This window comes from Pseudomonas marginalis (assembly GCF_024169655.1).
GTDB lineage: Bacteria > Pseudomonadota > Gammaproteobacteria > Pseudomonadales > Pseudomonadaceae > Aquipseudomonas > Aquipseudomonas paraveronii.
Genome location: NZ_JALJWV010000001.1, coordinates 2,783,836 through 2,805,882, shown reverse-complemented (window position 1 = coordinate 2,805,882; position 22,047 = coordinate 2,783,836). Strand labels below are relative to the sequence as shown.

16 protein-coding genes and 1 pseudogene are annotated in these 22,047 nt (G+C 59.3%); 8 read left to right on the top strand and 9 right to left on the bottom strand.

Features of this window, described 5'->3' with window-relative positions:
* Positions 1 to 219 precede the first annotated feature (219 nt).
* The 3 genes from J2Y83_RS12660 to J2Y83_RS12650 are packed head-to-tail and all read left to right on the top strand — an operon-like array spanning position 220 to position 6,147.
* The gene (locus J2Y83_RS12660) at positions 220 to 2,640 is read left to right on the top strand and encodes a TerB N-terminal domain-containing protein (protein WP_253395660.1); all 2,421 of its coding nucleotides are present in this window, start codon (positions 220 to 222) and stop codon (positions 2,638 to 2,640) included.
* Complete coding sequence (locus J2Y83_RS12655; RefSeq protein ID WP_253395658.1) at positions 2,637 to 3,932, top strand: ATP-binding protein; 1,296 nt, start codon at positions 2,637 to 2,639, stop codon at positions 3,930 to 3,932. The genes J2Y83_RS12660 and J2Y83_RS12655 overlap by 4 nt, the downstream gene beginning before the upstream one ends.
* Complete coding sequence (locus J2Y83_RS12650) at positions 3,907 to 6,147, top strand: DEAD/DEAH box helicase (RefSeq protein ID WP_253395656.1); 2,241 nt, start codon at positions 3,907 to 3,909, stop codon at positions 6,145 to 6,147. Before J2Y83_RS12655 ends, J2Y83_RS12650 begins: the two co-directional genes overlap by 26 nt.
* Positions 6,148 to 6,881: 734 nt before the next feature.
* Here the strand turns inward: J2Y83_RS12650 and J2Y83_RS12645 are convergent.
* A pseudogene (locus J2Y83_RS12645) lies at positions 6,882 to 7,034 on the bottom strand (type II toxin-antitoxin system HipA family toxin); the annotation flags it as partial.
* Positions 7,035 to 7,508: 474 nt separating this feature from the next.
* On the opposite strand from J2Y83_RS12645, the gene J2Y83_RS12640 reads away from it, so the two are divergent.
* Positions 7,509 to 8,432, top strand: coding sequence for a LysR family transcriptional regulator (locus tag J2Y83_RS12640; protein ID WP_253395654.1), 924 nt, complete (start codon positions 7,509 to 7,511; stop codon positions 8,430 to 8,432).
* 8 nt (positions 8,433 to 8,440) lie between these two features.
* Here the strand turns inward: J2Y83_RS12640 and cptA are convergent, their stop codons facing one another.
* Genes cptA through J2Y83_RS12600 form a run of 8 tightly spaced genes read right to left on the bottom strand, consistent with a single transcriptional unit; the run spans position 8,441 to position 17,508 of the window.
* Positions 8,441 to 10,174 carry a phosphoethanolamine transferase CptA gene (cptA, locus tag J2Y83_RS12635; protein WP_253395651.1) on the bottom strand — a complete coding sequence of 578 codons (1,734 nt, stop codon included), beginning with the start codon at positions 10,172 to 10,174 and terminating at the stop codon, positions 8,441 to 8,443.
* Positions 10,175 to 10,178: 4 nt separating this feature from the next.
* The gene (locus J2Y83_RS12630; RefSeq protein WP_253395649.1) at positions 10,179 to 10,922 is read right to left on the bottom strand and encodes a hypothetical protein; all 744 of its coding nucleotides are present in this window, start codon (positions 10,920 to 10,922) and stop codon (positions 10,179 to 10,181) included.
* Positions 10,922 to 11,656: a nucleoside triphosphate hydrolase gene (locus J2Y83_RS12625; RefSeq protein ID WP_247404166.1), complete on the bottom strand. Its 735-nt coding sequence runs from the start codon at positions 11,654 to 11,656 to the stop codon at positions 10,922 to 10,924. Before J2Y83_RS12625 ends, J2Y83_RS12630 begins: the two co-directional genes overlap by 1 nt.
* Before the next feature lies 1 nt (position 11,657).
* Positions 11,658 to 13,397: an ABC transporter ATP-binding protein gene (locus J2Y83_RS12620; RefSeq protein ID WP_253395648.1), complete on the bottom strand. Its 1,740-nt coding sequence runs from the start codon at positions 13,395 to 13,397 to the stop codon at positions 11,658 to 11,660.
* Positions 13,394 to 14,593: a serine palmitoyltransferase gene (gene spt / locus J2Y83_RS12615; RefSeq protein WP_253395645.1), complete on the bottom strand. Its 1,200-nt coding sequence runs from the start codon at positions 14,591 to 14,593 to the stop codon at positions 13,394 to 13,396. Before spt ends, J2Y83_RS12620 begins: the two co-directional genes overlap by 4 nt.
* Complete coding sequence (locus J2Y83_RS12610) at positions 14,580 to 14,843, bottom strand: acyl carrier protein (RefSeq protein ID WP_017845645.1); 264 nt, start codon at positions 14,841 to 14,843, stop codon at positions 14,580 to 14,582. Before J2Y83_RS12610 ends, spt begins: the two co-directional genes overlap by 14 nt.
* A 32-nt stretch (positions 14,844 to 14,875) precedes the next feature.
* A complete protein-coding gene (locus J2Y83_RS12605; protein ID WP_253395643.1) occupies positions 14,876 to 15,784 on the bottom strand; it encodes an NAD-dependent epimerase/dehydratase family protein in 909 nt (302 codons plus the stop codon).
* Positions 15,784 to 17,508, bottom strand: coding sequence for a fatty acyl-AMP ligase (locus J2Y83_RS12600; protein ID WP_301294982.1), 1,725 nt, complete (start codon positions 17,506 to 17,508; stop codon positions 15,784 to 15,786). The genes J2Y83_RS12605 and J2Y83_RS12600 overlap by 1 nt, the downstream gene beginning before the upstream one ends.
* Positions 17,509 to 17,886: 378 nt before the next feature.
* Here J2Y83_RS12600 and J2Y83_RS12595 point away from each other — a divergent pair, with 378 nt between their 5' ends.
* The 4 genes from J2Y83_RS12595 (at position 17,887) to lptG (ending at position 22,042) form a co-directional block, all read left to right on the top strand.
* On the top strand, positions 17,887 to 19,011 hold the full coding sequence (locus tag J2Y83_RS12595; RefSeq protein ID WP_253395639.1) for an N-acetyltransferase: 1,125 nt from the start codon (positions 17,887 to 17,889) through the stop codon (positions 19,009 to 19,011).
* Positions 18,995 to 19,825, top strand: coding sequence for a nucleotidyltransferase family protein (locus J2Y83_RS12590; protein WP_253395615.1), 831 nt, complete (start codon positions 18,995 to 18,997; stop codon positions 19,823 to 19,825). The genes J2Y83_RS12595 and J2Y83_RS12590 overlap by 17 nt, the downstream gene beginning before the upstream one ends.
* A gap of 67 nt (positions 19,826 to 19,892) precedes the next feature.
* Entirely contained in the window at positions 19,893 to 20,966 is a 1,074-nt protein-coding gene (lptF, locus tag J2Y83_RS12585; RefSeq protein ID WP_253395613.1) for an LPS export ABC transporter permease LptF, read from the top strand.
* The gene (gene lptG, locus J2Y83_RS12580) at positions 20,963 to 22,042 is read left to right on the top strand and encodes an LPS export ABC transporter permease LptG (RefSeq protein ID WP_253395611.1); all 1,080 of its coding nucleotides are present in this window, start codon (positions 20,963 to 20,965) and stop codon (positions 22,040 to 22,042) included. Before lptF ends, lptG begins: the two co-directional genes overlap by 4 nt.
* The last annotated feature ends 5 nt before the right edge of the window (positions 22,043 to 22,047 follow it).

Below are 22,047 nucleotides of genomic sequence, written 5' to 3'. Positions count from 1 at the left end.
TCTCATTACTAATGCTTGAAGTTACTGAGGATGGCTCACGTAAATGTCGCGACGTTCAAATGAAATGCGCTAAGCATCAAATCTTGAGCTGAAACGACATCTACATCCAAGATCGTTCAACTTTCCGATCATCTGCTCAGCCAAGCCATTGGCTCAAGCGTTAGAAATATTGGATACTGCCATTGCGCCAGCACCCATCTTTCAAGGTTGAAATGACACATGGCAAGGAAGAAAGCAAAAAACTCCGGTGGCACCGGCATACTTATTATTTTTGCTCTGGCATTCAGTGCTCTCGCTGCTATCCCAAAAAATGCCTGGATAGCGATCGGTGTCATAGCGGGTATCGGCACCATTATGTGGCTGCTGGCCGAACGCGGAAAACGCCGGCTCAATCAGCTTCAAGCATCGGCTGCAAAGAATGTACGCCCGCAAAAGCCACAAAGCTTGGGCGTAACGTTTTCCATGCGTGAAGTCTCGACGAGCAATAGAGACAATGAGGAAAGCCCCGAGTTTTATACGGTGCAACTCGGCTCTCCCCCTGCCAATACCTTCAAAATTCCAAGTATCAGCTCACAGAAGGCCGACGCCCGCTGGGTGCCTGCTGGCGAAATCATCGAAGTTGCCGGCTTCTCCCTGCCTGGCGGCATGTTTTATATCGGGAACACACTCGTTAGCAGACATGATGCTCAAGAGCCTTCACTGATCAACCCAAAGCTTCGGATCGCCAAGAACTACGTCGACCTCAATGAGCGCCTGATGTCTTATTGGCCGAGCTTTCACTCCATTACACCGCAAGCGCGACGCGGATACTTGCAATGGCTCGCAGGTGGGCGTAGTGATCCGTTGGCGGATACCGGCTATGTATTTTTGTTTTTCTACGGTTTGGAACGTCGAGCCCTCATTGATCCCATTTACGATTCAAAGGTCATTAATGAGGTTCCTCTAATAGTCGACGAGGTCCGGCGTCTACTGAGTATTTATAGAGGAAATGGGTCATTCCGAGGCTATGCAGAAGGCTTCCTTGACTACCTAGGCAACCGCGCTGTTGACGCGAATCTCTACCTTGGCCTGCCACCCAATGTGGCCGATCACAGCTACGAAATGCCTCTGCCGCTGCGCATTGGTTTAGGTCAGCACGCGGCCAATAAGTATCCGCTGAATGCCGATTGGGCACTGGCATGGGCGTTGGCCGACCCCAACATCAGTAAACGCACGCCAGTCATACGCTGCAAAGACGTGTTTTCACGCTTGTTCAAGCTCAAGTACGAAAACACTTATCCTGCGGGCCTGACATTGGCGCAGAACAAAACCAAGCTCAAGGCCAGCTATCGCCCTGCCTCTGCGGTAATAAAGGCCCCCACGCTTACCCTGGGGGATCTACCTGACGTCATGGCAACCTCGGGCACACGTAAAATTTTGCAACTGCTGGTCGAGCAATGCACCAGCGAAGTTGAGCCCTACAGCCGTTATTTGGGAAGAAACCCTGAAAGCGCAGAGGCACTTGAGGGGCTCCTGCAGCTTCCTGTCGCGCTCTGGCCGAAGGCAGCCCACGATGAATTGGATGAGTTGCAGTCTAGGATTGGTAACGACCTGGTCGTCATGAGTTTTGGAGAGCTCGCAGGGCGCTTTAAAAGCGCGGGCGCATTGTCTCGAGACAAAGTACTCGCGCTGGCCCGCGCATTGGAGTCGCTGCATATTGGAATGGAACCCGACGTACTGGGTGGTAGCAAGACGCCAAAAGCCCAGGACCGGATCGCGTTGTTTGTAACCCAGCCTGAAGATGGATCACTCCGTGCGTCTGCTGCATACAACGCTGCATCGGTAACCCTTGATTTGGCCAGTGCGGTGGCTTCGGCCGACGGTGATACCTCCAACGAAGAAATCACACTGCTTGCTCAGCATATCGATTCATGGAGTCACTTAAGCGGTGCCCATCACAAACGCCTCAAAGCACATCTGCAAATCCAACTCCAGCAACCACCCACGCTTGCTAGCCTTAAGAAAAAGCTCGATCCCTTGCCCGCCGATGCAAAACGCACCATTGCCGGCTTCCTCGCTCATCTGGCGCAGGCCGATGGCATCGTCAGCCCTGCGGAAGTGAAGTTGCTGGAGCGTGTGTATAAGGCACTGCAATTGGATAGCCAGTTGCTTTACAGCGACCTCCATGGGGCGGCAGCCGGTGTGGGTATTGCCGTGACGCCTGCCACCACTTACCCATCCGCCGAACCCGGCGCGCAGCCTGCCTCATCTTCGAAACAAGGTTTCGTCCTTGATCATGATCGGATTGCACAGCTTCAGCGGGAGACAGCGGAGGTCTCCGCCCTCCTCGCCAAGGTGTTCACTGAGGATCAGGTTGAGGAGCCGGAGCGGCCGACTGAAAACGCTGAACCGAATTCGGAGTCGAGCGCGGACGTGCCTGGGCTTGACCTGGAACACTCGGCCTTCCTCCGCCTGTTGATCTCTCGCCCGGAATGGAGCCGCGCAGAACTGGAAATCGCTGCCAGCGACATGGAGCTGATGCTCGATGGCGCTCTGGAACAAATCAACGAGATGGCTTTTGAACGATTCGACATGCCCGTCACAGAAGGCGACGACCCGGTCGAGATAAACACAGACATCCTGGAAGAATTAGCCCTATGAGCACTATCAGAGCCAAGGATCGCGATGCGGTCATTCAATCGTTACGCGCGGGCGTAGTGCCACGTGTTGGTCAGCACCTGATTCAGGTTGGCCGTGTAGGTGAGCTTGATGCTCTGATCAAGGATGTCGACCGTCTGGTGGAGAGCGGATCAGCGTTTCGGGTGGTGATAGGCGAGTACGGCGCAGGTAAAACGTTCTTTCTGAACCTGGTTCGTGCTATCGCCATGGAACGAAAACTCGTGACCATGCATGCCGACTTGAATCCTGACCGCCGGTTGCACGCCACTGGGGGGCAAGCTCGCTCGCTTTACTCCGAACTAGCCAAGAACATGTCAACGCGCACAAAGCCTGACGGTGGTGCCATGCAAGGCATCGTGGAGAAATTTATCTCCCAGGCCAAAACAGAAGCTAAGGCAGCGGGTACCGACAGCGAGACAGTTATTCGTAAGCACTTGGCCGAGTTGACCGAGATGGTCAATGGGTACGACTTTGCCGAGGTGATCGCTGCCTATTGCCGCGGTTTTGAGGAAGGCAATGAGCAACTGAAGGCCGACGCCATTCGTTGGCTGCGCGGAGAATTCACCACCAAAACCGATGCCCGCGCAGCCTTGGGCGTGCGGACTATCATTGATGACGCCTCCGTCTACGACCAGCTCAAGTTGCTTTCCAGATTCGTCAGGCTCGCAGGGTTCGGTGGCCTGATGATCTGCCTTGACGAACTGGTTAACCTCTACAAGCTGGCGAATACGCAGGCTCGTAATGCCAACTACGAACAGATCCTCCGCATCCTCAACGACTCATTGCAAGGGTCATCCGAAGGGTTGGGTTTCGTACTGGGCGGCACGCCCGAGTTTTTGATGGACACTCGTCGAGGGTTATTCAGCTACCCTGCCCTGCAGTCGCGATTGGCTGAGAACTCGTTTGCCAAAACCGGACTGGTGGATCTCTCGGGGCCGGTCATTCGCCTTACCAGTCTTACCCCTGAAGACTTCTACGTACTGCTTCAAAAACTCCGCCACGTATATGCCGGCGGCGATGCTGAAAAGTACTTGCTGCCTGACGAGGCGCTTCCTCTGTTTATGGCTCACTGCAACCAACGCCTAGGCGAAGCCTACTTCCGCACACCGCGTACCACGATCACAGCGTTCATCAATCTAATGGCCATCCTGGAGCAAAACCCAGGGGCCGACTGGCGAACACTGTTAGGGGCAGTCGAGGTCGCCAAGGATTCCGGCGGTGTAGATGATATGAAGGTCGATGCGGACGATGAACTTGCCACCTTCACACTCTGATTCATCAGGCTTCGAACAGCTAGAGCCCCGAATCCAGCGCTGGATTTGGGCTGAAGGTTGGACCTCCCTTCGCGACGCCCAGGAGTGGGCCGTGCCTGTTCTGGTGCACGCCGATCAGGACGTCATCATCGCCGCAGCCACAGCCGCCGGCAAAACCGAAGCCGCCTTCTTGCCCATCCTGACGAATCTGCTCAATAACGATGATCCGCCTGGTGCAGTGCTGTATATCAGTCCGCTCAAGGCCTTGATTAACGATCAATGGGACAGGTTAAGCCGACTCTGTGAGCAGCTTGAGATCCCTGTTGTCGCTTGGCACGGAGATGTTTCATCCAGCAAAAAACATCGTTTTCTCAAATCATCTGAGGGCGTGCTGCTAATCACTCCCGAATCTCTTGAAGCATTGTTCGTCAACCGTGGCTCAAGTCTCGGCGGCGTATTCCAACACCTGCGCTATATTGTCGTGGACGAGCTACACGCTTTCATCGGCAGTGAGCGAGGCAAACAACTTCAGTCATTGATGCACAGGGTTGAACTTGCTGCGGGAAGGCGCCTCCCCAGGGTTGGGCTTTCAGCCACCCTCGGCGATATGAAGATGGCGTCAGCGTTTTTGCGCCCAGCCAATGCCGATAACGTTACCGTTATTGAATCGAAAAACGCTAACCAGACACTTCAGGTGCAAGTTCGCGGCTACATTCAGCCGCCAATGAGCGAGCTTAAAAAGAAACCTGGTCAACCCAATGAGCAGGAGGGGAATGAAGACGAAACGGAAAATGAGGCAAGCCCTGACTTCGCGATTGCTGAGCATCTCTACTTGGTACTACGCGGCAGCAATAACTTGATATTCCCGAATAGTCGGTCCCAGGTTGAATGGTACGCAGACCAACTGCGCCGACGATGCGAGAAAGACGGCGTGCCCAACGAGTTCTGGCCTCATCACGGCAGTCTCTCGAAAGACCTGCGGGAGCAGGCTGAACATGCACTGAAAGCGGGCGACCGGCCAGCATCTGCGATTTGCACTACAACACTTGAACTCGGAATAGACATCGGCAGTATCAAAACGGTGGTGCAAATTGGTGCTCCACCTTCCGTGGCAAGTCTGCGTCAACGTTTAGGGCGTTCCGGCAGACGCCCAGGAGAGAAAGCAACGTTACGCGTTTACTGTAAAGAATCACCGCTCACGGATAAATCTGGCTTATCTGATCAATTACGCCAAGGGTTGGTACAAACCATTGCCATGGTTCGACTGCTGACCAGAGGTTGGTTTGAACCTCCCAGAGCGCAGGGCATTCATGCCTCCACCTTGGTTCAGCAATGCCTTTCCATCATTGCTCAATGCGGCGGCGCTTCGGCTGCCGACCTATGGAAAAACTTGATTGCTGACGGCGCATTTCAAGGTATTGAAAAGCCGGACTTTGTGAAACTACTCAAATCTCTGGGTGAGCACGAATTGATTGTCCAGGACAGCTCAGGATTGTTGCTGCCTGGAACAGTTGGCGAGCGCATGATCAATCACTATGAGTTCTACAGCGCATTCACCAGCGATGAAGAATTCCGCCTGGTATGCGACGGTAAAGCCTTGGGCTCGGTCCCCGTTAGCCGTCCGCTGACCAAAGACCAACGTATTATCTTCGGTGGCCGTCGATGGCAGGTGCGTGATGTTGACCTGCAGGCCAAGGTCATCGTCGTCTCAGCGGCACGCGGCGGTGCTCCTCCACAGTTCGATGGCTTGGGCGCAATGGTACATGACGCCGTACGTGCGGAGATGCGAGCAGTCTTGGCGGACTCCAGCCCCTGCCCTTTTATCGATCATGGTGCCAAAGCTTTACTCGACGAGGCCCGGAAAACTTTTGCCTTATTGGGGCTTGGCGAGCGGTACCTTATCGAGTCGGGTGGGAAATGTTATTTGATCAGTTGGTTGGGGGATTACGCTAATGATGCACTACGCCTGCTGCTCAATCATGTAGGTTTGTCTTGTGATAATTCGGGCTTAGCTATAGAGATCGACGCGAGCATTGATCAGACAAAAAATGCACTCACGGAGGTGGGAAGTCTGGATCCAAGTGATCTGAACTCGATACTCTCAGATGTGGAGAACATGTTGCGCGAAAAATGGGATTGGGCGCTGCCAGAGACGCTGCTTATAAAATCTTTCGCATCCATATCGCTCGATATTTCACACGCAGTACTTTTTGCCAAAAAGCAGCAAGAAAAATAAAAAAGGTCAAGCATAGGCTGGAGGTGTGTACGGTGCATGGGCCGTCCATTACTAGTCTTCATCCGCAGGCACAAGTTAATCACCTGGAAAATCGCAGAACGTGAGCGGCAGATTTGGAGGCAGCGTACAGTAAGCCGCTGAGCTTTCAGCGCCGATACTGAACGTACACACAGTCCAGTAATCCGCTCACATCCTGATGGCAGCATGCTGCCAGGCAAGCGCCGCTTCGCTAGTTTTTGATCATTTACAAAACTGCGGATGAGGGTGTCCCAGATTTTGTGTAAACGGGATTTCTGTTAAACCGACAGCAGCCGATCTTCGAACTGGATACTGAAGCGATTCAAGGCCGCTTTCCAGTCCCGAATAGGCATTGTGAATCGCTCTTGGTTTCGTAGACACCTCCAAGCCCAGCAAATCAATCACGCGGATGCAAATATTAGGTCGAACACAGCCGATCGAAGTTGCTGTTCTCGACCGAGAGCGGATTAGTTGGTCCTTGATGAGCCCTGCCCCCTCCCGCCAGATCCGATGAGGAGTTCATCTGATCATTTCTGCGTTTTCACGCGCCATGGAGACCCATTCACTTCCAGTGGATTGTCACACGCGGGGGCATATTTGAGGGCGTGCTGTATTCGCCGTTACCCCACCGCGCTCTCCTTTTACCAGTGTGCGCAGTACTCACTACCAGGTAATCGACTGGAGGATTACTGAATAACGCCCTCTCCTCCCGATCTTCAACGGCAACCGCTGCCCGCATGACCGTGTTGTAGCCGAGCTACGTTCTGATCAATACGGTCTTGGATCGTGCGCAAGGTGTCTCGGGTAATCACCTGTGGGCATACGGCGATGGTTGCAAATCGGCTCGCTACATCACAAATGCCGTCAACTCGCCAGCGTCTCCATGGAGCACTTGCTGCACTTCGGCGGCAAGCTGTTCCAGCGGGATCCTGAACATACGCTCCACCAGCAACATGTTTATATCCTCGACGCTTGAGCAGCAAAAGTTGACAGACCGGTTCAACGGCAGCGTGCTACAGCAAGACACTTTCAATCAACGACACACCCTGTTAAGCACGGACGCTCTACGGCGCCTGCCAACTGCTTTTATTGCGCCAGACGGAAAACACCGTTACGTCTTTGCCCCCTAATAACGATCGCTCACTATTGTTGCGAAAACGGTAACTAGGCATTCCAGAAAGCAGCATGGTGCCACTCAAAAGCACATGCTAAGTTTCGCGCCCTGTAACAATTTGAAATACTTTCAATGGCCTGAGTGCGTCTAGCTCAACCATCAGACACTCCTTCGCTCAACTTCCCAGGCACTGCCATGCGCTGACTTGCACGGCAGTTGAAAGGCGCCCATGAATCGAAATGAACTGCGAAAATCCGACATCAACCTGATGGTCATTTTCGAAGCGCTCATGCAGGAACAAAACGTCACCCGCGTCGCCGAAAAAATGTATTTGGGCCAACCAACCGTCAGCACAGCACTGGGGCGGCTGCGAACGCTGTTCAATGACCCCCTGTTTGTTCGAGTAGGTCACCGCATGGAACCCACTCGCCGCGCCGAAGAAATCATCCGGCATCTATCGCCCGCCCTTGATGCCATGGCCACAGCGCTCAGCCTCGCACACCAGTTCGATCCGCTGGAAAGCCGTCTGACTTTCAAGATCGGCCTTTCCGACGACGTCGAATTCGCCCTGCTGCCGCCCTTTCTGGCGGCGCTGCGCGATGAAGCCCCCAACGTGGTCGTGATCATCCAGCATGCCGACTATTGGCGCATTCCCGACCTGTTGGCGTCTGGCGACATCACCGTCGGCATTACCGAGACCCGCGAACTTCCCGCCAACGCCAAGCGCAAATTGCTCCGACGCATCGAACCACGCATCCTGCGCGCCAATAACACTGACACGCCTCTGACCCTGGACGAGTTCTGTACCCTCCCCCATGTTCAAGTCTCCTACACGGCCAATGTCCACGGCATCGTCGATGAATGCCTGGCTAAAATCGGCCGCGACCGCAAGGTGGTACTGTCGATCCCGCAGTTCAGCTCGCTGCCGGCGGCCCTCAACGGTACCGATCTGCTGGCGAGCTGCCCCGACTATGCGGCGAAGGCGTTGCTGGGGTGGGGCAACTTGCGCGACGACCCCTGCCCGTTCGAGGTGCCGCCGCTGGAGTTGTCCATGGTCTGGCTGAGCCTGACGGACAACGACCCGGCCGAGCGCTGGTTGCGCACCCGGCTGGAGCAGCACATGGGTAACCTGGCGACCACTGCTGCCCCTTAGCCGGCAATTCAAGGCGCGCTGCCCAGCGTGTTGAAGTCACGCAGCTTGGCCGGCTGGTGGGGGTCACCAATCAGCAGCCGGCCTCGGCGATAGGCCGGGTTGACGATACTTTTCCACGGTTCGAACGTGTCGAAGCGCAGCCCTGCCAGATCCGCCCAGGTGTGAATGAAGTGCGACGTGGTCCACTCGCGGTGCAGCGCATCGTGCAGATCGAGGGGGCTGTCCTCCTTCCAGCTCGGCGAGCGCCATACCAGGAAAGGTACGGTGTACATTGGCCACGTCGGCGCCTCTTCATTGCGCCCCAGCATATGCGGGGCCACCGGGTCGTACACCGACTCACCATGATCTGACAAATACACCAGAAAGCCATGGGGGTTGGTGCGCTTGAAGCGATCAATCAACGAACTGACTACGTGATCGTTATAGAACACGGCATTGTCGTAGTCGTTGTATTTGTGCAGCGTCTTGTCCGTGATATAGCGCGGCACCTCGGCGCGGTCCTGGAAGCGCGCGTAGTTCTTGGGGAACCGGTAGCGGTAGTTCATGTGGGTGCCCAGCAGGTGCACGACAATCAGCTTGCGCGGTGCCTCGTCCTTGAGGATCTGGCTAAACGGCTCCAGCACGTCTTCGTCGTATTGGCTGGTGGAGTTCTGATCCCGGTTGTTATTCAGATAGACCTGCTCGTCCGCCTGCTTGGAGAAGGTGGTGAGCATGGTGTTGCGCTGGGTCATGGTCTGCTGATTGGTGATCCAGAACGTTTTGTAACCGGCCTGCTTCATCACGCTGATCAACGAAGGCGTCGTCAGGTACAGGTCCGGATGCTCCTGGTCGGCAAAGGTCAACACCTGCTGCAGCACTTCGATGGTATACGGTCGCGGCGCTACTACCTGATCAAACACGTCGAGCTCGGGCAGCAAGGCATCCAGTTGTGGCGTGGTCTGGCGAGTGTAGCCGTACAGACTCATGCGCTGGCGGTCAGTCGACTCGCCGATAACCAACACCATTGTCGCTGGCTGCCCGGCATGGGCATCCCTCAGATGCTGCAAGGGCGCAATGGCTTTCCAGTCCTCGAACATACTTGCCATATCGGCCAATTGCTGACGGTACTGCGTGTAGCCAATGACCATCTGCCAAGGCGACGCCGACTGCAGATTCTGCTGAAACTTACCGATGCGCATGTCCAGGTCGCCACGCTTGCGGTACTCATGGAGGGCTGAGTAGCCCACCGATGCAAAGGCAATCAGCAGGCACACCACCACCTTGGCACGCCCCGAGAACGCAACGGGGCGAACCTTGAGCCATAACCCCAGCGCGATGACGGTGTAGGCAAGCAGCGCGGCCAATTTAGACCAGGAAAAATACTGGGAAATATACTCCCTGGACTCACTCAAGTTGGATTCGAACATGATGAAGATCGCGCTTTGCGAAAACTCCTGGCCATAGATCAGGAAGTAGGCCAGCGCGGTCAGCGAGCACATCCACAACACCAGCCCTGTCAACCCGACGATGGGCCGTGTCCAGCGCGGAAACAGCAACGGCGGGATCAGCCACAGCAGGCTTGCCGCGCTGGCTTGCCAGAAGCCGCCAAGGCCGGCGACACCGGCATGGTAGATCAACCATTGCAGGGGGCCGGAGAAATACCAGAAAAACAGGTACATGACGGCCAGAGAGCTGGCACTGGAACGGCGCAGGAGCGGTGTGCCAGAGGCATTCGCAAGGGGCTGGGCGCCGAGATGGGGCATAGGCTTATTCAACGCGTGTAACCTGCGGTTCAAGAATTGAGGAAAAGTCCGGGGTCTCACTGAGCAGTATTTCGATGACCTGACGGCAAATGGCGTGCACCTGGGCCTGCGGCAAGCGCGCATCCACCTCGACCACTCGCGCCCCGGGGAACGTCAAGGCCGCAGTGGCGGCCACCTTGCGCTCGATCAGGGCCAGGTCATGGTCGGGCTTGCGCACCCAGGCCGTGTGGGCGTCCACATTGAGCCGGATGACCAGCGTGGGCGGTATCTGGGCCATCTCGATGTAGAGGTCGCGCTCACGCCGAGCCAGCCACGCGCTGAACCAGCCCGTGGCGTGGGCGGCCGACAAACCTGGGCCATCGTTGAGCCCGGCGATCTGCGCCTGGGGGTAGCGGTCACAGATCACCAACCGCCCGCTCTCGCGCACCCGCAGCATGCGCAGGAAACGCCGCCAGCGCAGCCGGCCGAACAGGTAGATGACCGCGGCCGTGACAGGCCCGGGAATACGCTCGCCGGGCGTTCGAGCCCGACGGGCCTTGGCGGACAGATGCCGCTCCAGCATCGCGCCTATCCATGGCAACTGCCGGATCTTCAGCCCCAGCGCCCCGGAGCCCAGCCCCAGATAGGCATATTGGCTATTGGCAATAACCGAGCACAGGTAGTGCGCCGTGGTGGTCTTGCCAGCACCGTCCGGGCCGATGATGGCGACCAAGGGCGCCAGGCGCCGGAAGGCGCTAAGGCTAGCCATTACACGGCGCGCTGGCGGGACAGGCATGCGCTGATGGCATGCTTGGCCTGGTCGATGACGGTGTCCAGGGGCTGGGTACTGTCCAGATCAATGATCGGACTGCCCTGGTATTCCAGCTGCGGCACCAACGCGATCTTGGCGGCCAACGACGCGTAGCGGTGGTCCGGTTTGCGTTTATAGGCCGTTTCCAGATCGACATTGAGCCGAATCACCACGTCAGGGCGATAGCTCACCATGTAGCAGTACAACAAGCGTTCGCAACGTGCCAGGCAGCGCACCAGCGCATTGCGATGCGGTAGGCCACTGAGGCCCGGGCCATCAATCTTCATTTTGGCCACGGCAATTTGTGGAAAGCGATCGGCGATCACCGCAACACCCTGGCGTCGCAGCGACATCATCTTCTGATAGCGCCGCCAACGCCGCACGGACAGCAGAAAAATCGCGGCCGCCGCCAGGGTACTCGGCGCCTCGATCGAGCTTGGCGACGCTTCGCCTGGCGACACTGTTTTCGGCGAGTTTTTGGCAATCAGACGCTTGAGTACGCCCCCCACCATCGGCAAACCCACCAGCTTCTCGCCCAGAGCCTTGGATTGAATGCCCAGATGGCAGCTTTCAACCTGTCCGGACTCGCGCATCCACGCCAGGATAGCGTCGGAAACGGTGGTCTTGCCCGCTCCGTCGCAACCGACAAAGGCGATAACTGGTGCCAATTCGTTCTCATGGTTCATCGACATTTCAGCGACCTCCCCTGCCGTGGCTCAGAACAGGACGCGGCACTTGCGCATGCCCACCTGTCACAACTTTGAATTTACCCTCGACCAGCTCGACAACCTTGTCCGCCACCTCGATCAGGCGCGGCCGGTGCGACACGGCAATAATGGTGATGCTTGGCGTCAACGCCTTGAGCGTGGCGCAGATGTCGGCTTCGGATTCGGCGTCCAGTGCACTGGTGGCCTCGTCCAGAATCAGCAGGCTGGGCCGGTGCGCCAGCGCGCGGGCGATAATGATCCGCTGGCGCTGACCACCGGACAGTTGGCCGCCCCGCTCCCCTACCCGCGTGTACAGACCTCGATCCAGGCCCAGCACGAATTCCCAGGCGCCGGCCTGACGCAACGCATGCTCGGCATCGGCCTCGGTCAGTGACGGTTCACCCAGGGTGACGTTGGCCAGCACACTGTCGTGCAGCAGCAGGGTTTCCTGGGTCACGTAGCCGATCATCCGGCGCCAGCTGCGCCGTTGCAGATCGGCCAGCGCCTGACCATCCACGCTGATGCGGCCGTCCTGAGCCACCAGCAAAGCGCACAGCAGGTCAAGAACCGTGGTTTTGCCGGTGCCCGACGGGCCGACCAGGGTTGTCATCGTCCCCACCTCGAAACTCACGCTGGCCTCATCAAGGATGCGTCGACCGCCGTAGGTAAACGAAACCCGATCGAACGCAATGTTCCGCGCCAACGTTGGCTGGAGGCTGCCGCCGGCGGGTTCACGCTGGGCCTCGGCTTCTTCCACCGCCTCGCGCAAGGCCCAGAATGCGCTCTCCTGCCCGACCATGCGGTGGTAGCGCTGCTGGGCCTTGTGCATCAGCCCAAGCACGCGCACGACCATGAAGATCAGCACCATCACCGAGGACATCGGCAGCTTCCAGATCACCAGGCCGGCGTACAGACCGCCTGCGGCCAGCAGCGCCAGCAGCGGCTCCTGCAGGGCGCGCAGGGTCTCGCGGCTGTTGACTTCCTTTTCCATGGCGGTGTTGAGCTCAGTCGCCTGGCTGCGCAGCAGCGAATCGGCGATGTCCTCGCGGGCCATGGCCTTCAGCGGCTTGACCGAACCCAGGGTGTCGCTCAGGTTGATCAGCAGTTCGCGCATCAGCCCGGTCTGGCTTTTGCCGGCCTTGCGCGAGGTTTTCACCAGGCCCCGCAAGGCCAGCAAAATGACCAGGCCCAGGGCAATGCACACCAAGGCGGCCTGCCAGGACACCACTAAGGCAATGATGGCGTAGGCAATGGCCTGAATCGTCAGGGCCATCATATTGGCGGCGTGCTCGTAGGCCGTCGCGGCACGGTACGCCTCGGTGGCCACGGCGTTGGCCAGGGCACCGCCCGGCTGACGCAGGTAATGCTCCCATCGGCTGCCCAGCGTGGCATTGATCAGGTCGACACGCAGGTCCGTGGCGACGCGTGCCACGGTGTAGCCCACCTGACGGTTGGCCAGCAGAATCAACAGGCTGGTCAAGGACATACCGGCCACGATAATAATCAGCAGGACGGTGATGGTGGGCTCCAGTCCCACGCTGTTCAGCACACTGGCAACATGGCTGGCCACTATGCTTGAGTGGCCGCTGTCACCCAGCACGACCGACACCAGAGGCAGCATGGTAGTCAGGCTCACGCCCTCCACCACACCGGCAACCACCAGGCTGAGCAGCATCAAAATTGTGCGAAGGGGGTAGGATTTACCGAACGCCAGGATGATTCTCATGCCACCGACTCCAGGATATCGCTGTCGCGCAGGGCGGCGAAGGCCTCCACCATGGCGTCGATTTCCTGTTCCGAATGGGCCGCGCTGACACTGCACCGCACCAGCGTGATGCCCGCAGGCGCGGCCGGCGGCAGCACCAGGTTCACGTAGACCCCGTGCTCGATCAACGCTCGCCAGAAGCGCATGCCCTGCTCCTTGGTGCCGATCATCACCGGCACCACCGGACTGGCATGCGGGCCTACCTGATAACCCAACGCTGCCAGGCCGTTGTACAGACGATGGGCGTTTTGCCACAGCTTGTCGCGCAGCTCAGGGGCTTGCGCAATGGTCTGCAGCGCCGAACGCACGGAGGCAATGGCCGATGGCGATGGCGAGGCGGTGAAGATATAAGGGCGACTGGCATAGCGCAGCACTTCCATGCCGCGGTCATTGCCCACCGCGAAGCCGCCGATGGCCGCGAGGCTCTTGCTGAACGTCCCGAGGATGATATCGACGTCCTGCTCGACGCCCACCGCCTGGGCCAGGCCACGGCCAGTCTGCCCCATCACGCCGAAGGAGTGCGCCTCGTCCACCAGCAGGTAGCCACCCAGGCGGCGCTTGATCTCGACGATGTCCTGCAGCGGCGCCACGTCACCGAGCATGCTGTAGATGCCTTCGACGATGATCAGCGCATCCTTGGCCTGTTCGCCGAGGCGCATCATGCGTCGCTCAAGGTCCGCAGCGTCGTTGTGACGAAAGCGGATGATCTGCGCCCCGCCCAGGGCGCACGCATCGTAGATACTGGCGTGGCAATCGGCATCGAGCAGCACCACCGCCTTGGGAGTCGCCAGGGCGCTGATGACGCCCAGGTTAGCGACGTAACCGGTGGAGAAGACAATGGCGGATGGCCGCTCGAAGAACGCCGCCAACTCTTGCTCCAGCGCCACGTGCCCGCCGTAACTGCCGTTGGCCATGCGCGAACCGGTGGTGCCAGTGCCCTGCTCGACCAGGGCAGCCTGGGCGGCGGCAATGGCCTGAGGGTCAAACGTCAAGCCCAGGTAGTTGTTGGTACCGGCCAAAATGACGCGACGATTGCCGATGCTCCCCTGGGTGGCGGAATGGACCTCATCGATGCAGGTGCCAAAAGGGTTGAGGCCGCCGTCCTGGAACGCTTCGCGCTCCTGTGCCAGGCGGGAGAAACCGTCATACAACCCCATGATGCTCCTCCAGGTAGATCATCAGTGCATCGGTGAGGTCGGCGGGCGTGCTGACATCGATCAGGATATTGATTGGGATAGACAGGTCGAACTGGTCTTCCAGCATCATCAGCAAGTCCATGATCTTGATGGACTCAAGGCCCAGGTCTTCGATCAGGTTGCTGTGCAGGCCTACTGGCCGTTGCTTGTCGGCGGTCAAGCCGCTCAGGCATTCCAGGATGTAGTCGGTGACGACTTCGCGCTTCAACATAAAAAGAGTCTGATATCTGTATGAAAGTGGGATCAAAACAACCGTTCACGCAACGCGTGTTCAAGCTCGATGGCCGGGTACCAGTCCAGGTCCTTCGAGATAAGGCGGTTGCTGGATGACCAGTCGGGATGGATAAGCTCGTTGACCTTGCTCGGCGTCAGCATGGGCTCGCCACCTGCCAGGCGATGCCAGGCCAGGTTCAGGCGTGACAGCTGCAAGAGTAAGGCGGTGGGAACACCGATCAGACGCACCGGCCCGCCGCGTATCAGCGCCCCCATGGCTGCCAGTTGCTTCCAACCGTAGCCATCTTTGGCACCGTCATTGATTTCGTAGCGCACGGCATGAATGGCCTCCGCGTCCAGCCAGTGCAGGGTGGCCTGGACCAGGTCTTCCACATGCAGAAACGACAACCGTGCATTGGCATGGCCAAGTCGGGGCAGCCAGCCACGCAGCAGTGCCGACAGCACCGGCTGCAATTCGCTGTCGCCTGGGCCATAGACGGCCGTAGGCCGGAAAACGCTGATGGGCATGTCGGCGGCCGCCTGGAGGGCGGCGACTTCGGCATCGAACTTGGACTCGGCGTACCACGACAGGTGCGGGTACCTGGCAGCCAGCGAAGAAAACAACAGGAAACGCTCGCAACCGGCGGCCTTGGCTGCCTGCACCAGGCGCCGGGTGCCCTCGACGTTACAGCGCTGAAACACTACGCGGCTGCGACCACGCACCTGGCCAGCGCAATGGATGACTGCACTGGCGCCGCTGACCAGCCTGGCCAGCGATGCCTCATCTTCCAGCGACCCGCGCACCCATGTCACGGCGTCCAGGCTCGCCACCGCTCGGCGGGTCAACGCACGCACGGCGATACCGCGCGCCAACAGGGCGTGCAGAATGCGCCGGCCGATAAAGCCGGTGGCGCCCGTAATTGCCACGGTCTGGCTCATCAGGCGATGGCCGCGGCAGGCAACGCGAGACCGTCGAGCATGCTCAGGTAGCGACGTTTGGCCTCGGCACGTGCCGGTTTGCCGGACGAGGTACGCGGGATGCTTTGCGGCGGCACCAGCTGAATGTCGACGCTGACGCCGAACTCACTCTGGATGCGCCCCGACAGCGAGCGGACCATGTGCTCGCGCGATGCGGGCGAGGCCACCCGGCACTGGATCTGCATCACCACCACTGGCTCGTCACCGCGCGCCGTCACGAAGGCGATTGCATCGCCCGGGCGCACGCCGGGCTCGCCCTCGGCCACGTGCTCGATATCCTGAGGCCAGATGTTGCGCCCGCGAATGATGATGAGGTCTTTCTTGCGGCCGGTGACATGCAGATCGCCCTCGAACAAGTAACCCAGGTCGCCGGTACCCAGCCATTGGGAGGCCTGCAGTTGCGAGTCAGCGTCGCGGAAATAGCCACTCATCAGGCTGGGGCCGGCAATGAAGATCTGCCCCACCTCGCGCTCGCCGAGGACCTCACCCTGAGCGTTGCGAATTTCCAGGCGGTGCCCGGGCAGGGCCGCCCCGCAGTTCACGAACGTGCTGACGGCACGTGTGCGTGGCGTGGGCGGTACGGCCTTGGCGCTGTGCTCCAGTACATCGCGATCGATCACATCGGCCCGCAGGCCTTTGGTGGTGTCGGCAAAGCTGACCGCCAGGGTGCTTTCCGCCAGACCGAAGCACGGCATCAACGTCCCTTTCGCGAAACCGGTTGCCGCGAAACGTTCGGCAAATTGCGTCAGGGCCTCGAACGGTACCGGCTCGGCGCCCACGCCAGCAACCCGCCAACTGCTCAGGTCAAGCTCGGCCAGGTCCTTGTCACTGCAACGCCGCAGGCACAGGTTGTAACCGAACGGTGGCGCCACGGACACCGTGCCACGATTGCGGCTGATCAGCTTCAACCATTGCAAGGGGCGCATGGCGAAGTCCTGCGTGCGCAGGTAGTCGACCGACAGTTGAGTGGCAACGGGCGTGAGGACGAACCCCACCAGCCCCATGTCGTGATAGAAAGGCAGCCATGAAACGCAGCGGTCGCCTTCGCGCAGCTTGATGCCGTCACGACTGATCACCTGCAAGTTGGCCATGACCGCGCGCTGGGTAATCACCACGCCACGAGGAAAGCGGGTGCTGCCCGAGGTGTACTGAAGGTACGCGACATCGTCCGCGCCAGGCGCCTGCAGTTCGACCTCGGCCTCTGGCAGCGCGTCGATGTCGACGCCACTGAGCAAGGGCATCGGCGGCAGATCGGCGGCGGCCTCCCGCACCAGGGGGAGCCATTCCTCGCCACCGCACACCGCAGCCGGGCTGCAACTGCTCAGCAACCCACGCAGCTTGTCCACGTAGGATGAATGCTGACCAACCCCCATGGGAATGGGCAACGGCACGGGGATCAGCCCTGCGTATTGGCAGGCGAAGAACACTTCGACGAACGTTGCATTGGTGTCGGCGATCAGCGCCACCCGGTCGCCCCGCACCAGCCCCAGGCCGAGCAGACGACGTGCGCCCATCAGGGCGCGCCGTTTCAGCATGCGGTACTCGAATGAACTGACCAACTGACTGCGTCGGTCATAGAAGTTCATGCCAGTCTGACCGGTGGCAGCATAATCCAATGCTTCTACCAAACTTTCAAAGTTTGCGTGACGCATGGGTATGGAATGATTTGAGCTTGTTTCTGACATATACAACACAGCCATTAGATGTGAACCTTCGGCCTGATCGCATGACGGCAAATCCACCCGCAATGTTTCATTTGGACGATGCATTTATCAGGCGAAAATAAGATAGGAAACAGCGCATTTGCGCCGCAGCCAGCAAGCGATAGTTGCCTGCGCAGTGTTCATGTTCTGATTGAATTTAATTCGGCGCGAAGGTTAACAGGAGTTGATTTCTGAACGACTATTCATTTATCAGATACCCGCCATCTGAAACAGCGATGAAGATTTTATATACAAACTTAGTTAATAACGGTTTCATTTACGCCGCCGTAGCGGTGATCAGCCGTGCATTGCGTTAATTGAGTTAATGCCCCCTCGAAGTTAGTTGGATTTAGATCAGCCATGATTTCCATAGAACAGGTCAGCGACAAGGCTGGTTTGAAAGCCTTCATCTCCCTGCCCTCCCACTTGTACGCAGACGATCCCCACTGGGTCCCCCCCCTGCATGTGGAACGTATCGAGCATCTGTCGGCGAAGAACCCGGCATCGGACCACATTCACTGGCAGGCCTGGATTGCGCGACGTGGCAATGAAGTGGTGGGCCGTATTACCGCTCAGGTTGATTCGCTGCATCGTGATCTGCACGGCATGGACACTGGCCATTTCGGCATGCTCGACGCCATCGATGACGAGGCCGTGTTCAGCCTGCTGACTCATACGGCGGAAACCTGGCTGCGCAAACAGGGCGCCCACCGGATCACCGGCCCGTTTGGCTTGAACATCAATCAGGAAAGCGGCCTGCTGGTCGACGGGTTCGATACACCGCCGTCGGCGCTGATGGAACATGGCAAGCCCTACTACGCCGCACGCCTGGAGCAGCAAGGCTACGCCAAGGGCATGGACCTGCTGGCTTACTGGATGCGCCGCACCGACCTGTCCTTCACCCCGGCGCTGACATCACTGATGGGCTCCATGCGCAACAGAATCAAGATCCGGCAGCTTGATCGCAAGCGTTTCGCACAGGAAATGCAGGTACTACGCGCCGTGTTCAACGATGCCTGGCAGAAAAACTGGGGGTTTGTACCGTTCACCGAACGTGAGTTCGATGAGATGGGCGCGCAACTGAAATTCCTGGTGCCCGAAGACATGATCTACATCGCCGAGGTCGACGGTGAGCCCTGCGCCTTCATCGTTGCCCTGCCCAACATCAACGAAGCCATCGCCGACCTGGATGGGCGCCTGCTGCCATTGGGCTGGGCCAAATTATTGTGGCGCCTGAAAGTCAGTGGCGTGCGCACCGCGCGGGTACCGCTGATGGGCGTGCGACAGCAGTACCAGTTCAGCCGACTGGGGCCGATCATCGCACTGCTGCTGATCGAAGCCTTGAAGGCGCCGTTCGAAAAACGTGACATCGAAGCACTGGAAATGTCCTGGATCCTAGAAACCAACACCGGCATGCGGGCTATTCTGGATCGCATCGGTGCCGCCCCCTACAAACGGTACCGTCTGTATGAAAAAGCAATCTGAACGGCCGCGTTTCGACGCACTGGTGCTTGGCGCGGATCGCCATGGCCATGACCCGGTGGCTGCGCTGGGCTCGGCAGGCTGCAAGGCGCTGACGCCAATCGCCGGGGTGCCGATGCTGCACCGTGTGCTGGGCGCTTTGCACGACAGCGCCCAGGTTGACCGGGTCACGTTGATCGGGCCTTCGTTGGCACTGCTGGAGCGGGACGCCCATATGCGGTCGCTGATCCTCGGCGAGCAGGTGAGTTTTCTGCAACCCCAGGCAACCCCGGCTGCAAGCGTCGTCCATGGCCTGGCCATGCGACAACACTGGCCACTGCTGGTGACGACCGCCGACCATGCCTTGCTGCGCGGCGACATGGTCGATTACTTCCTCACCCAGGCAGCCGCCCTGGATTGTGATGTGGCGGTTGCCGTGACGCCCCTGGCGACCGTCCTGCAACGATTCCCCGGCACGGCCAGAACAGCGATCCGGCTCAAGGGTGGCCCGTATTGCGGCAGCAACCTGTTCGCCTTCCTCACGCCACAGGGCGCCAAGGTGGCGCAGTACTGGCGTGGCATGGAAGAAGCGCGCAAGCGTCCCCGACAAGTGGTGGCCCGTGCGCTGGGCCCGCTGGCCACCGTGCGCTACCTGCTGGGCGAACTGTCCCTCCAGCATGCGCTGAACCAGCTTTCCCGGTTGCTGGGCGCACGCGTGGGCGCTGTGGTCATGCCCTTCCCGGAAGCGGCGGTGGATGTGGACTCAACCAACGACTTCGCGCTGGTGGAACGCACCCTGCGCGAGATGACCAAGGACCACGGGCGCCCTGCGGCCTGACCGACTCACCCGCTTCATTCCCCTTTTTACTGTGCACGGCTGATGCCGCGTTGAAGGCTTGCGGTACATGCTTACGATCGAGCGCTACATCATTTCCGAAGTACGCCGTCCTGTGACGATGATGGTCGGCTTCCTGACCTTTGTTTTCGCCAGTTACTCGGCCGAACGCTACCTGACCGAGGCCGCCAACGGCACCCTGGCGCTGGGGGTGGTCTTCGACATCGTTTTCTACAAAGTGCTGATCGCGCTGGAGATGCTGCTGCCCGTCGGGCTGTATGCCTCGGTGGCCATCGCGCTGGGTCGGCTATACAACGACTCGGAAATCACCGCCATCATGGCTTCCGGTGCCAGCCCGTTGCGTATCTACCGGGCCATTCTGATCATCGCCACGCCCCTGGCCCTGGCGGTGGCTGCGCTGTCGTTCTACGGCCGGCCCTGGGCCTATACGCAAACCTATCAATTGGAACAGCAATCGCGCTCCGACCTCGACGTCAGCCACCTGCAGGCCCAACGCTTCAACCTCAACGATGACAACGGCCGGATGATCCTGGCCCAGCACATCGACCCGGACACCAACCAGCTCACCGACGCGCTGATCTACGACCCGACCGAAGGCAAAAGCCGCGTGCTGCGCGCCAACGTGGCGACCATCACCGATCCCGATCCCACGGCGCCGGCGCTGACCCTGCAACAGGGCACCAGTTATACGCTGGTGCATCGCGGCAGCAAGGACAGCACACTGAATTACAAAGAGTTGCTGCTACACCTCAAGCCGGTGGGACCGACCGAAGAGTCAAAGCGCAAATCCACCCCCAGCGCGATGCTGGCCATGTCGGCCATGCCCCAGGACAAAGCCGAACTGCAATGGCGTGAAAGCCGCGGCCTGAATGCCATTCTCATGGCCCTGCTGGCCGTGCCGCTGAGCCGGACCGCACCGCGCAAAGGCCGGTTCTCGACCCTGCTGCCGATCGCGATCCTGTTTACGGTGATCTTCTATGCCGGCAACCTGTGCCGCACCCTGGTAGCCAATACCGCCCTGCCCCTTATCCCGGGCCTGTGGCTGGTCCCCCTGCTGATGCTGGTTGGCCTGGGGGCCTTGATGGCCCGTGACCTGCGGCTGCTGCCGAGGTTTTCGCGATGAGCCTTTGGGGTCGCTACCTGGTCAGGAACGTGTTCGTGGGTTTCGGTGCTGCCGCTGCGCTGCTGATTCCGTTGTTCACAACTTTTGATCTGATCAGCGAACTCGACAATGTCAGCGCTGGCGGCTACCGCTGGACCCAGGCGGTGGCGGTGGTGCTGATGACGCTGCCCCGTCGCCTGATCGACCTGGGGCCCTTCATCGCCCTGTTGGGCGGCATCGTCGGCCTGGGCCAATTGGCGGTCAGCCAGGAGCTCACGGCCCTGCGCGCCGCCGGCGTGTCCATCGTGCGTATTGCCCTGGCGGCCGTCACCGCAGGCGTGTTGCTGACCGCCAGCCTGGCAGCACTGGATGAATGGGTGGCCTCACCGCTGCAGCAGCGCGGCCTGCAGATGCGCAACGCCGCCATCACCAGTTCCGATGAGGCAGTCAATGCCAAGGGGACGCTGTGGGCCAGGCGCGGCAATGAAGTCGCCAGGATCGACAGCGTGGCCACGCACAACCGGCCCATGGGCATCGAGATATTCCGCTACAACCCGGACAACACCCTGGCCAGTTACATTCACGCCGACAATGCCAGCGTCTCCCAGGACGGCAGCTGGACGCTCAACCAAGTCAACTTCAAGCAATGGAGCGAGGGCGAAGAAACGGTCCGCGAGTTGGATAGCCTGCAATGGACGTCGATCTTTTCCAGTATTCATCTCAAGGAGCTGACCCTGCCCAGCGACAGTTTTTCCATCAAGCAGCTGAGCCGCTACATCCACTTTCTCAAGGCCACCGATCAACCCGTCGATCAGTACAGCATCGCCCTGTGGCAGAAGTTCGGCCGGCCGATCCTGACGCTGGCGATGATCCTGCTGGCGGTACCCTTCACCTTCGTGCAACAGCGCGACCCCGGGATGGGCAGCCGCCTGGCGGTGGGCGCTGTCGTCGGTCTGCTGACCTATGTGGGTAATCAGATCATCGTCAACCTGGGGCTGCTGTTTGCCCTGAATCCGCTGTTGACCACCTTGTTGCCACCGCTGTTTATCCTGGGCGCGGCATTGATGCTGGTCTATCGCTTCGACCGAAACGCCTAGGCAAC

Excerpts from the sequence above, each read along its gene's own strand:
- lptG (WP_253395611.1), top strand. The coding sequence starts at position 20,963 with ATGAGCCTTTGGGGTCGCTACCTGGTCAGGAACGTGTTCGTGGGTTTC.
- J2Y83_RS12655 (WP_253395658.1), top strand. The coding sequence starts at position 2,637 with ATGAGCACTATCAGAGCCAAGGATCGCGATGCGGTCATTCAATCGTTA.
- J2Y83_RS12610 (WP_017845645.1), bottom strand. The coding sequence starts at position 14,843 with ATGTTGAAGCGCGAAGTCGTCACCGACTACATCCTGGAATGCCTGAGC.
- J2Y83_RS12625 (WP_247404166.1), bottom strand. The coding sequence starts at position 11,656 with ATGTCGATGAACCATGAGAACGAATTGGCACCAGTTATCGCCTTTGTC.
- J2Y83_RS12650 (WP_253395656.1), top strand. The coding sequence starts at position 3,907 with ATGAACTTGCCACCTTCACACTCTGATTCATCAGGCTTCGAACAGCTA.
- lptF (WP_253395613.1), top strand. The coding sequence starts at position 19,893 with ATGCTTACGATCGAGCGCTACATCATTTCCGAAGTACGCCGTCCTGTG.
- spt (WP_253395645.1), bottom strand. The coding sequence starts at position 14,593 with ATGGGGTTGTATGACGGTTTCTCCCGCCTGGCACAGGAGCGCGAAGCG.
- J2Y83_RS12605 (WP_253395643.1), bottom strand. The coding sequence starts at position 15,784 with ATGAGCCAGACCGTGGCAATTACGGGCGCCACCGGCTTTATCGGCCGG.
- J2Y83_RS12640 (WP_253395654.1), top strand. The coding sequence starts at position 7,509 with ATGAATCGAAATGAACTGCGAAAATCCGACATCAACCTGATGGTCATT.
- J2Y83_RS12600 (WP_301294982.1), bottom strand. The coding sequence starts at position 17,508 with ATGTCAGAAACAAGCTCAAATCATTCCATACCCATGCGTCACGCAAAC.
- J2Y83_RS12660 (WP_253395660.1), top strand. The coding sequence starts at position 220 with ATGGCAAGGAAGAAAGCAAAAAACTCCGGTGGCACCGGCATACTTATT.
- J2Y83_RS12595 (WP_253395639.1), top strand. The coding sequence starts at position 17,887 with ATGATTTCCATAGAACAGGTCAGCGACAAGGCTGGTTTGAAAGCCTTC.
- J2Y83_RS12630 (WP_253395649.1), bottom strand. The coding sequence starts at position 10,922 with ATGGCTAGCCTTAGCGCCTTCCGGCGCCTGGCGCCCTTGGTCGCCATC.
- J2Y83_RS12590 (WP_253395615.1), top strand. The coding sequence starts at position 18,995 with ATGAAAAAGCAATCTGAACGGCCGCGTTTCGACGCACTGGTGCTTGGC.
- cptA (WP_253395651.1), bottom strand. The coding sequence starts at position 10,174 with ATGCCCCATCTCGGCGCCCAGCCCCTTGCGAATGCCTCTGGCACACCG.
- J2Y83_RS12620 (WP_253395648.1), bottom strand. The coding sequence starts at position 13,397 with ATGAGAATCATCCTGGCGTTCGGTAAATCCTACCCCCTTCGCACAATT.